Source organism: Anabaenopsis arnoldii, from assembly GCF_028331025.1.
Taxonomy (GTDB): Bacteria; Cyanobacteriota; Cyanobacteriia; order Cyanobacteriales; family Nostocaceae; genus Anabaenopsis; species Anabaenopsis arnoldii.
Map to the genome: position 1 here is coordinate 1 of NZ_JAQMUH010000064.1, position 10,281 is coordinate 10,281.

10 protein-coding genes, 1 tRNA gene and 1 pseudogene are annotated in these 10,281 nt (G+C 38.8%); 4 read left to right on the forward strand and 8 right to left on the reverse strand.

Features of this window, described 5'->3' with window-relative positions; all coding sequences use genetic code 11:
- Positions 1-220 precede the first annotated feature (220 nt).
- Positions 221-294: transfer RNA gene (locus PN457_RS04825), tRNA-Met, on the forward strand.
- Here PN457_RS04825 and PN457_RS04830 read toward each other — a convergent pair.
- From PN457_RS04830 to PN457_RS04840, 3 genes are all read right to left on the reverse strand, one after another.
- Positions 276-1,100 (reverse strand): DNA adenine methylase, encoded by an 825-nt coding sequence (locus tag PN457_RS04830; protein WP_271731691.1) that lies wholly within the window; start codon positions 1,098-1,100, stop codon positions 276-278. The genes PN457_RS04825 and PN457_RS04830 overlap by 19 nt on opposite strands.
- An 85-nt stretch (positions 1,101-1,185) precedes the next feature.
- Positions 1,186-1,332, reverse strand: a complete 147-nt coding sequence (locus PN457_RS04835) for a hypothetical protein (protein ID WP_271731692.1) — start codon at positions 1,330-1,332, stop codon at positions 1,186-1,188.
- Positions 1,333-1,349: 17 nt separating this feature from the next.
- Entirely contained in the window at positions 1,350-3,458 is a 2,109-nt protein-coding gene (locus PN457_RS04840; protein ID WP_271731693.1) for a DUF262 domain-containing protein, read from the reverse strand.
- A 381-nt stretch (positions 3,459-3,839) separates the two neighbouring features.
- On the opposite strand from PN457_RS04840, the gene PN457_RS04845 reads away from it, so the two are divergent.
- A complete protein-coding gene (locus tag PN457_RS04845; protein WP_271731694.1) occupies positions 3,840-4,475 on the forward strand; it encodes a tetratricopeptide repeat protein in 636 nt (211 codons plus the stop codon).
- 154 nt (positions 4,476-4,629) lie between these two features.
- Here the strand turns inward: PN457_RS04845 and PN457_RS04850 are convergent, their stop codons facing one another.
- Complete coding sequence (locus PN457_RS04850) at positions 4,630-4,833, reverse strand: hypothetical protein (RefSeq protein ID WP_271731695.1); 204 nt, start codon at positions 4,831-4,833, stop codon at positions 4,630-4,632.
- 2 nt (positions 4,834-4,835) lie between these two features.
- A complete protein-coding gene (locus tag PN457_RS04855) occupies positions 4,836-5,435 on the reverse strand; it encodes a hypothetical protein (RefSeq protein ID WP_271731697.1) in 600 nt (199 codons plus the stop codon).
- Positions 5,436-5,692: 257 nt separating this feature from the next.
- Between PN457_RS04855 and PN457_RS18390 the strand changes: the two are divergent.
- A pseudogene (locus tag PN457_RS18390) lies at positions 5,693-5,806 on the forward strand (WD40 repeat domain-containing protein); the annotation flags it as partial.
- A gap of 276 nt (positions 5,807-6,082) precedes the next feature.
- Here PN457_RS18390 and PN457_RS04865 read toward each other — a convergent pair.
- Positions 6,083-6,682, reverse strand: coding sequence for a hypothetical protein (locus tag PN457_RS04865; RefSeq protein WP_271731699.1), 600 nt, complete (start codon positions 6,680-6,682; stop codon positions 6,083-6,085).
- A gap of 41 nt (positions 6,683-6,723) precedes the next feature.
- Entirely contained in the window at positions 6,724-8,730 is a 2,007-nt protein-coding gene (locus PN457_RS04870; RefSeq protein ID WP_271731700.1) for an amylo-alpha-1,6-glucosidase, read from the reverse strand.
- 130 nt (positions 8,731-8,860) lie between these two features.
- Here PN457_RS04870 and PN457_RS04875 point away from each other — a divergent pair, with 130 nt between their 5' ends.
- Positions 8,861-9,472 carry a peroxiredoxin gene (locus tag PN457_RS04875; RefSeq protein ID WP_271731701.1) on the forward strand — a complete coding sequence of 204 codons (612 nt, stop codon included), beginning with the start codon at positions 8,861-8,863 and terminating at the stop codon, positions 9,470-9,472.
- A gap of 115 nt (positions 9,473-9,587) precedes the next feature.
- Here the strand turns inward: PN457_RS04875 and PN457_RS04880 are convergent, their stop codons facing one another.
- Entirely contained in the window at positions 9,588-9,950 is a 363-nt protein-coding gene (locus PN457_RS04880) for a four-helix bundle copper-binding protein (RefSeq protein ID WP_271731703.1), read from the reverse strand.
- Positions 9,951-10,281: the final 331 nt, after the last annotated feature.

A 10,281-nucleotide genomic window follows, 5' to 3' on the forward strand; every position in this document is an offset into this window, starting at 1 on the left:
GGCTTACCGTATAAGGGAAATAATGTTGGTTATTGAAGAAAATGCCTGAATATTCCTTCTTAATCTCTGTTCCCTGTTCCCTGTTCCCTGTTCCCTCGAACCAGTTGTTAAATTAGCATAACAAGTACGGTAGAGCCAAAAAATAGAAAAAAAATTAATATGACAAAACACTAGCCATCCCCAAAACTCTATGCTATGCTAATAAACGATGAATAAGCATGGCTCAGTAGCTCAGTTGGTTAGAGCACGGGACTCATAAGCCTGGGGTCGTTGGTTCAAATCCGACCTGAGCCATTAGAGTAATTTTTAATGAATAACTCCTTACCCTTGGCTGCCCTACCCTGCTTGTAATTGTTCATACCATATTGTAATTCCCACTCAAACAGGTAAGAGTCTGGAAAGTTTTCTCTGATTTGAGGGGAATCATCGTAAGTGATTAACCAAGGGTGAGCGCATCCTCTGACCACTTCCCCAAACCTTTGATGATTAAAACAGGTGTGCAAATCACCATCTTTACCATATAACCTGGATTTGGTAGCAGTAAAATAAGGCGGGTCTAAAAATATAAATACATTTTTACCCTCTGCTTTCAATAAGTCACCATAATCCAAGTTAGTAATTTTCACATCATCCGTTAAAATCTCCCCTAACTTCTCTAGGCGGTCTATGGAAGAGTCAGTAAAGCGTTTATCAAAAGCTTGCTCAGAAAATCCCCCAGATTCTACAGTACCAGAAAATGTAATTCTATTCAGAACAAAAAAGCGTACTGCCCTTTCAAAGTCAGATAAGTTATTGCTGTCTATAGTGGTTAGTTCTGCAAAAAGGATTTTACCATCTGTATATGTCTGCTTAATGTGACGAATTTCTGTTAACAGACGGGGTAAATGGGATTTTGCATATTTCCAAAACAGATATAACTCGCGGTTTAAATCATTAATCCAAATTTTCAGATAGGGATATTTTTGTTTCAAGTATATAAATACAGAACCACCACCCACAAAAGGTTCTCGAAATTCTGAAAAGCTTTCTGGTAAGTGTGCTGCTATTTCCTTAATAGCTTTTGACTTCCCACCAGGGTAACGCAATGGACTTTTGATCATAATTATTGGAGCGTAAGATCCCCGACTTCTTAGATAATTGACATCATCTCATATAACTTCCCCAGAAGTCGGGGATCTGTGTGACTCAAAGATCATGTATTTGATCATCTTCACCGGGCGATCGCGCTGCTGTAAGGCGATCGCCATTCCATAATACCCCCATCCCTTTGTAAAGTGAGGGGTTGGGGGTGGGGTTAAGGTGGGGTGAAACAATCTTTGATACACTAATCATGACTTTCCAAACATCCTCTAAGAGATTTCTATAGAAATGTTTTCAATATTAAAATCTAATTTCTTACATAACTTACAGCAGAAATCGACAAGGGTATTAGCACTTCCATGAGTTTCCACAAAATATGAATCTGTGAATTCTAATTCTTTGGGTGCTCTAAATTTTGAATTTTCTTTTTGATTGGAATGGCAGAATTTGCCTTTAAATTCTGCACTAGTCATGATTGAATTAAATTCTGTTGGAGATTCATTGAACAAAATTTCACAGATTTTTTTCACTACTTCTTGCCAGGTTTTGAGTTTATATTTATCCTCTCCCACAATTAAAGTTTTAGGTTTAGTATTAGTAAACTCCCCTTCAGCAAAGTTATGAATTTTATCTTCTTGAATATCTTTAGTCGAACTATATACTGCATAAGTTGACTTAGGTACTGGATACTTCCATATTTTAACCGCTTCTTCTGCTAGTCTATTAGCTCGGTTGACAATAGAATTTTCATTCCATTCTTCAATATTTTTTAGTTCCGAACTTAAATTTAACTTACTGGTTTCAAAGTCAATTTTCTGTTTACTCTTAAAGTCTTTATTAGATAAGCTATTATTCTTCTTCTTTTCTATTAAAGTCAAATTACCCAGAGTATGTAAATATTTGCCATGAATTTCTGAATACTTATCTCCTAAATCCTGTTTCCATTTGTGATTGAGTTTCTGTGGCATAATATGTTCAATTGTCAATTCCTCAACATCAATCTTATAATCAGAGTTATAATTCTCTAGGTTTTCAAGGAGAAAGTCTCTGTTTTTACTTTTTAATTCTTTATGGATAAGTTTTTCTTTAAATTCTTCATCGGATGGAAATTTCAGAGTGCCAGACTTATTCTTAATAATAAAGGACATAATATCAAAATAATTAGCTTTCCAAGTAGATTGAGTTTCCTTCCTAATTTCTTTAGATAATGTGAGAAAGAATTTATTTAGTCCTTGGGTTGAACTGTTAACTAAGAATTTTCTAAAAGCATAACTTTCTATTAGTTCAATGATAGCCTGGACGTCAGACGCACCTAGAACACCTTGATTAAATAAGTCGAATACATCCATAAGGAAGGGATGACATACTGTAAACTCTAGGCGATGTAACCGATGGAGAGCTTTATTGATATTTTTATCAGGATGATCAGAAATATTGACAAAGTAGCTATAAATTTCAGCATACTTGAGGAGATGTTGCAGGATGCTATAACTATCGATCCTATAACTATCTCGGTAAAATTTATCTTTAGAATATTGCTTAAATTCATTATAAACAGCCCTGTTACTTTGTGTAATATCTTTGTGCAAGGTGTACATTAAGAACACACGAATAAAATTGGCGACATTACCAGCAAGCTGTTCAATTTTAATCCAGTAGTTATTATAAAGCTGTTGTTGTTCTGATTGAATTAAATCCATGAGAATATAATTTCTGATTAAATCTCCATCTGTTAAATCAACTCCAGTAGAATTTAAGCTCTCAAAAATTAATTGGGGGTCATCAGTACCCTTCTCAAGCTCAATATGGACAATTTCTAATTTTTTAAACACTCCATATATATCCTTTACTGAAATAGAAGATTTAGATATTTCATCATAAAAAAAATGATAGTTTTTAATAATGTTTGAATCATTGTTTTTATTATTTAATTTATCATTTAATTTATCATCAAATAATAACTTCTGAAAGTAATCTTTATCTTTTGTGTTAGGTTTTAACTTATTGCTATGTAACTTATCCTTACATCTTTTGTTAATCAAATAGTAATCTGAGATATCTTCTCCTAACTCTTTTTCTTCCTGTGTTTTATTCGGTTTTACTTTCAAGTAATTAACTAAAGCCAACAATAGTAAGGAAATGGTAGTTAGTCTTTGTTGCCCATCGATTACCATCCATTCTTTTTGATTATTGTATATGGTAACTAAAGCTCCTAGAAAATGACTGGGCTTACCAGAATTTTGCAAATTGATAATATCTTCCCATAGTTTTTTACAATTGCTTTTTTTCCATGCATAATCTCTTTGATATACAGGGATAATAAAAGTGTTATCTTTGCCTTGTAGGAAATCATCAACAAATTGTTTTTGGACTTGCATAGTCGAAAAAATAACAAGGGAGCAAATTCCAAAATATCAGATAATGGGACAAATTGATCGCCCCACCTAGTAATAACACTGCTGCTTGAGAAAAATCACACGTCTAAACTCACTGTAACTGCAACAAAGATAAGCACTGAACAGGTTTTAGTATCCACCCTACAATCATCGCCAATAGTTTTATATTCTCAAAAATCTATCTTTAGATAGATGACAAAATTACCTAAATAGTATTACTGAGATTGACTAAAATCAATGTGTCATTTATTTTATTGTGTCCAGAGCGTGGTATTATAAATTTCATCTATTTAAACTTTTGCTGTTTCTTCTTATAAGTACGCATACCGTTAAATATTTAACTAACCATCAAAGGTAAAACCCATGCAATTAATAGGACTAACTAAAGCTGTAGCCTTAACAACACTGACATTCACCCTCAGTGCTACCCCCACTTGGAGTCAAACCAATCAAAGCGAGGCGTTAAGTATCAAAAATTCCCAAGTAGTTAGTCAAAGACCCCCAACACTTTACAGTCAAGGTTGGTCTAATCGCGGTTTAGCTGTAACTTACTTCAATCGCGGTGTTGATTATGCTCGGCAGCAGAGATGGGATTTAGCTCTGTTTAATTACACCCAAGCTATTAAACTTAATCCTAAGTATGCGGAAGCTTACAACAATCGCGGTGTTGTTTACGTTAACCAGCAAAAATGGAATTTAGCATTGGCTGATTACACCCAAGCTATTAAACTTAATCCTAATTTTGCTGATGCTTACTACGGTCGCGGTGTTGTTTACTATAACCAACAGAAATGGGATTTAGCTCTGGCTGATTTTAACCAAGCTATTAGACTAAATTTTATTGATGCTGAAGCTCATAACAATCGCGGTCTTGTTTACCGTAAGCTAGGAGATATCAACAGAGCCAGGGAAGACTTCCAAAGAGCAGCGCGATTATACAGCAATCAAGATGATACTGCTGGTTATGAACGAGCAATTAGGCTTTTAAACTCACTCTAGCTGAAAAGATACCTGAAAGTAAGCACTGCAAAGATTTTAGGAAACTGTTCGCCCTTGTGTTGATGAGAAAAACTAAAAAGCCGACTCGCCAACCCTCTAACCAGGAAAGTCAGCTAGTAGCACTCCACAAAAGTTGGCAAGCCGTAAAACTGGTTTAAACTACCCAATTTTTGACATATGCCCAGTCAACCCTTGCCAACGATAACCTCAAAAGCTCTTGCCTAACGAATAAGTCAGGTTCTGATTCAACTAGCAGCGCCACCAAATAATCAGCTAGTTGGTACTCAGTCAAGTCTCGACACTTTGAGCATATTTCTGGATATTGCTTGAGATACCCTATAACTAAACCTGTTTCCATTCTTAGTCTCCCGATTTGCACCTAACGCGGGATGATTCCCCAATAGCGTTAACGGGAAACTCATCGAATGTTGCTGTCACACCCTGCTCATAGCTCTCAGAAGTATGGGCTGCTTTGGTATCCAGGACGGCTGTAAACAGCTTGCGAGTAAAGAAGGGTGACAATGTAAACCTTCGCAACGATAAAACTGTGTTAGATGGGAAATCAAGTAAAATTACGTTGGTGGCGACACGGAGTTCCTTATTTTCCTCAGCTTCAAGAGCAAGTTCTTCTATCCTTTGGAGAGATTGCGGGTCAATCCTCGACGCATGGAACGGACACTCCTGCCACGGTAGGATAACTCGGTACTCTTTTCTTCCGAAACCTTTCTTAGGTATCAAGCTAAATATCCTGAAGCAAAACCAGGGGATGTCGTTGATCACATTCAAAGCTAATTCAAACTCTCCATTAGCAAATCCATCTATTTCACGGGGTGATGGATTAGAAAAATTAGCAACTATCTCCAACCCACTAAACCACGACACCAAGGCACCCTCACAGTCGATGACTCGGTAGAACTTTTCTCCTTTGACTACACGAAGGTAATCCTGTTCTTCACTCACTGGTTAACTCCTCTGTTATTAATCTATACTCTTTCTCAGCACTGACATACTTAGTAGACCCTCCCTTGGTTGCACCCCGAAGTTGTGCATTGAGAAGCATACAGCGGATTTTCATTGACGCACATCATGGTGAATTTGTACAGTGCGTAAGTCCTATAGGATTAATGGGAACTCAAATTTATAGTTGTATGCGTTATGGTTTATTTCCCAATAATCCTATAAGTATCATTACCAGTTCACCTTCATTTTCATTAGAGAAAACCCTCACCGGACATTCAGACGAGGTTAGTTCAGTAGACTTCAGTCCTGATGGTCGTACCTTAGCCTCTGGGAGTGGGAATGGTACCATCAAGATTTGGCGGGGGCGTTAATGGTGTTGACGGTTGACGGTTGACGGGTCAGGGGTTAAGAGCTACGACAATCGCGAGCCGGGGGTTAGAAACCCCCGTCTAATAGCTTAAGTCGGATAAATCCGACTACGTGTTAAATATAACATTATAAATCAGGTTAACAATCATTGCCTAGAGTATTTTTTGTAACCTAACAGTCCACTTTTAGTGGACTTTCGCTATTAGACGCTTAATTTATTCCCCGGCTGCACTGAGCAGCAGCGCCAATGCGATATGCTTGCAGCAGCGCTTCGCCATTCAATTATTAATTCCATGACACAAAATACCTAAAATTTTATCTGACTCTTTAATATAATAATTATTCAAATCAATAAATATATTTGTTCCTTGCAACTTCAAAAACTTCCAAATATCCCCAGTGGTCACCGCACCATAAATAGTTTTAATATCATTACCTTCTTGTTCATTAAACAACTGTGCTGCAAACATCGCCGCTGCACATTGTCCTAAACCAGCTTTAATGTTTTCATTCTTAGCTTCAACAATGATCATCACAGGTGCATTAATTGTTAACTGTTCCTGAGAACGACTGATGATAAAATCACAATAACCGTTTAATCCCTTTTTAAAATCTAGATTAAAATCAGTTCCCGAAAATAAACTAATTTCGTAATTACACCTACGTCTTACCTCCAGTAAAATCGGCGTAATAATCATTTCTGATCTGGCTTTTTCCGTATTAATTGCTAATGCTAATTCTGTACTTTCTTCTAAAGTAGATTTGAGCTTTTCACTGATTTGTATAGGTTCAACATTCATAAATAAATCCATTTCTTCATGAATATGAATATTAAAATCCTTTTTAAACTTACTCAAGGTGAAATCACTATAAGCCATGTGTATTACCTGATTTTTAGGAAAAAATATTGACTAAAATTCTACCTAGTGCTATTATACCAGCCTGGTGAAAAATGTCTGATTACTTCCGCAACTGACCAAGCTTGAGCGATCGCACCTTTAGGAGTATGGGGAAAATCCCCATCAAAAATTTCTGAAATCGATTGTATACAACCATCACAAAGGAAATGATCAAGTAATGGTTGCCAATCAAAAGGTAAAGGTACTTGGGGGTAAGAACGCTCCCAAGCCCGAGTAAACGGACCAATCAACCAAGCCCAAACAGTACCCTGGTGGTAGGAGCGATCGCGCTGTAGGGAATCTCCAATATATTTACCGATATAAGCAGCGTCAGATGTATCTAGACTCCGCAATCCATAGGGAGTAAGTAAACGCACGGTGGCTAAATCAACTACAGCCTGGCTCTGCTGTAGTGAAAAGCCGCAATGATGCAAGGACAATGCTATCACTGCATTAGGGCGAATCTGGGCATTACGGCGGTCATCTAATTCTATAGTGTCGTATAAATAACCTAATGGATTCCAAAACTTTTGTAGAGAAATTTTTACTTGTTCCGCTTGCTGACCATAACGCAGGGCTTGCTTTACCAAGCGGGTGCAATCCCCTAACTGCATTTCCCCTAAGCGTTGCGCCCATTTACTCATCCAACATAAAGCAGAATACCACAGAGCATTGATTTCTACTGCTTTACCATTGCGGGGGGTAATAGCTTCTCCGTCAATTACCACATCCATCCAGGTAAGAGCCATACCGGGGACATCCCAACTCACTAAGCCATCAGTAGCATCAACTTGGATATTATAATGAGTCCCACCCATAAAAGCTTTATGAATTTGTTGCACAATGGGAAACTGAGCCGCCAAAAACTCCCAATCTTCGGTAGCTTCTAAATATAGCCCTAAAGTTTCAATCCACCATAAAGCCGCATCAATACTGTTATAAGAGGGTTCACCATCAACATCAGGAAAAACATTAGGTATCAGACCGTGACGACAGTAACGCCCAAAGGTTTGTAATAGTCCTTTAGCTAGTTCAAAGCGCCCGGTGACTAAAGCTAAACCAGGTATAGCAATCAAGGTGTCACGTCCCCAGTCATTAAACCAGTGGTAACCAGCAATCACCGTGGGTCCAGCAATGGAAGCTCGATGAACAATAAATTGATCGCTGGCTTTTAATAATTTTTGCCAAATCGGGGATGAGGGGGATTTATGGGTTACCCAGCCAAAAATTTGGGATAGTCTTTTTTGTTCTGCTTCCACAGCAGCGGTAAAAATTTCTGGGGTGAGTAGACCTAGCTGTGGGTCAGGAAAACCCATCTGTGCTTCTAGAACAATGGCATCTCCCGGTTCTAGTTTAACTGTTAAGTAGCCAGGGCTGTAGAGGTCTTCGCGATCGCCTAATCCTCGTTTTTTCTCTTCTGGTAATAAATAATTCCAATACCAAACCGCATTAGCCTGATATTCCCCCCGACTCCAGCGCAAATACCATGGTGTACCGAATCCCCCCGGAAATATGGCTTGGAGACAAACTTGATTTTTACCCAGTAATTGTGAAAACTCTAAGCCAGGATCACCTTTTTGTTGGTGGTGAAAATCCCGATCGCCTATCAGCAGCCGTAACCGTAAATTTACTGTAGTGTGTCCCTGATAAACATACTTAACTAACAACTGATTTTTACAAAAATCCCCTAAAACATGGGGCATAATTAACTCTCTACTGAGTTGCCAATTGTCTTTTCTCCAAATCCATTTGGGAACTGGGTTAATATCAAAATAGTGCAGCAACTTGTAACCCTGGGGGGCAATTTCATCATTACCCCAGCAGTTTGTCCCTAGTGAAATCACCTTTCCTGAAACTTCTAAACTGGCTTCCAGGTGGGAAAACAACAGCGTACGCCCACAGGGGGGATTAGTGGCGGCAAATAGCCAACCATGATAAGTGCGGGTGCGAACATCTGAAATTGTCCCACTGGCAAAACTCCCCAAGCCATTAGTTAGTAACCATTCTCTTGTGTCTAAATCAGGCATTTTTTACTCAAAATCGTTATGACTATGATATAGTCGTAACAGTTTGTAATTAAATTTTAGACGGGTAAGTGTGAACTGACCCGAGTTTCAACGCTCTTTTACGTATATCAGTCTAAGGAGAATTGGCTTCATGTCCCTCACTTACGCAACAGAAGGATGCCTCCGTGTTGGTCAACAGGCTCCTGAATTTACAGCAACTGCTGTGGTAGATCAAGAATTTAAAACAATTAAACTCTCCGACTATCGTGGTAAGTATGTCGTTCTGTTTTTCTACCCCCTAGACTTTACCTTTGTTTGCCCCACTGAAATCACAGCCTTCAGCGATCGCTACGAAGAATTTAAGCAAATTAACACTGAAGTCCTCGGTGTGTCCGTGGATAGCGAGTTCTCTCACCTAGCCTGGATTCAAACTGACCGCAAGGCTGGTGGTGTGGGTGACCTCAATTATCCCCTAGTTTCCGACATTAAGAAAGAAATTAGCGCCGCTTACAACGTCCTTGACCCAGCAGCAGGTATTGCTTTGCGTGGTCTGTTTATCATCGATAAAGATGGTGTACTCCAGCACTCTACCATTAATAACTTGGCTTTTGGTCGCAGTGTTGATGAAACCCTGCGGACATTAAAAGCACTCCAGTATGTTCAGTCTCACCCTGATGAAGTTTGCCCCGCTGGTTGGCAACCTGGTGATAAAACTATGAATCCTGACCCTGTGAAGTCTAAAGTTTACTTCTCTGCTGTCTAGATTTTTTTAGTCGGATTGACGAACGAGAGATGTAAACGTTGTCTACATCTCTCGTTTTTTCAATAAATTAGGTCAAAAGACCTCAATTATATCTAGGTATATCTAGGTGCTATAGTTAGGCGGGCATCATTTCCATGGATCTACAAGCTGCTGCACAGCGACGACAAGAGGCGGCGCATTGCATCATCTTTTGATCTTGGCTCATCTGTTCGCAAGCTGTAGCAACGCGATCGCACATTTCGGCGCAAAGCATACAAGTGCGCCCCATGAATTCCGAACCGCCCATCATCATATTCATGCACATCATACACATTTCTGAGCAGTCCCGCACCATACTCATAATGCCCTTGTTGATTTGCTTACCATCTTTGCTCATACAGTGAGTCATGGTTTCCAGGCAGATTTTGTGACATTCCATGCAGGCGTTGATGCAGTTTTGCATTTGAGTAGTCATGGTTTCAGTCATCATCATGATCATTGTAAATACCTCCTGAATTTCTGACCTAGGCACTACTTATAACAGTAATCAGATTTTTTTTAGGGTCAATGGCATTTTTTTCGTAAATTTGATTGATATAGCATTTACCATGCTCGTGAGGTACAAAGTTGTTTAGTTTCAGGGAACACACCGAACACACCGAACACACCAAACAGGGAATGGGGAACCGAAACAATCAAATCCAGTCCCCTCCCCTTAAAAGGACAAGACAAGGTGGACAAGGTGGACTAGGTGACAAGGGAGAAAAACAGTACAAAGTCTGTATTCTTAGTAAGAAAAATAGCCCCTTAAAAGACCATTGTCCGGATAA

Bases quoted from the DNA above. Each gene is read 5' to 3' on its own strand.
- PN457_RS04830 (WP_271731691.1), bottom strand. From the start codon at position 1,100: ATGATCAAAAGTCCATTGCGTTACCCTGGTGGGAAGTCAAAAGCTATT.
- PN457_RS04835 (WP_271731692.1), bottom strand. From the start codon at position 1,332: ATGATTAGTGTATCAAAGATTGTTTCACCCCACCTTAACCCCACCCCC.
- PN457_RS04840 (WP_271731693.1), bottom strand. From the start codon at position 3,458: ATGCAAGTCCAAAAACAATTTGTTGATGATTTCCTACAAGGCAAAGAT.
- PN457_RS04845 (WP_271731694.1), top strand. From the start codon at position 3,840: ATGCAATTAATAGGACTAACTAAAGCTGTAGCCTTAACAACACTGACA.
- PN457_RS04850 (WP_271731695.1), bottom strand. From the start codon at position 4,833: ATGGAAACAGGTTTAGTTATAGGGTATCTCAAGCAATATCCAGAAATA.
- PN457_RS04865 (WP_271731699.1), bottom strand. From the start codon at position 6,682: ATGGCTTATAGTGATTTCACCTTGAGTAAGTTTAAAAAGGATTTTAAT.
- PN457_RS04870 (WP_271731700.1), bottom strand. From the start codon at position 8,730: ATGCCTGATTTAGACACAAGAGAATGGTTACTAACTAATGGCTTGGGG.
- PN457_RS04875 (WP_271731701.1), top strand. From the start codon at position 8,861: ATGTCCCTCACTTACGCAACAGAAGGATGCCTCCGTGTTGGTCAACAG.
- PN457_RS04880 (WP_271731703.1), bottom strand. From the start codon at position 9,950: ATGATCATGATGATGACTGAAACCATGACTACTCAAATGCAAAACTGC.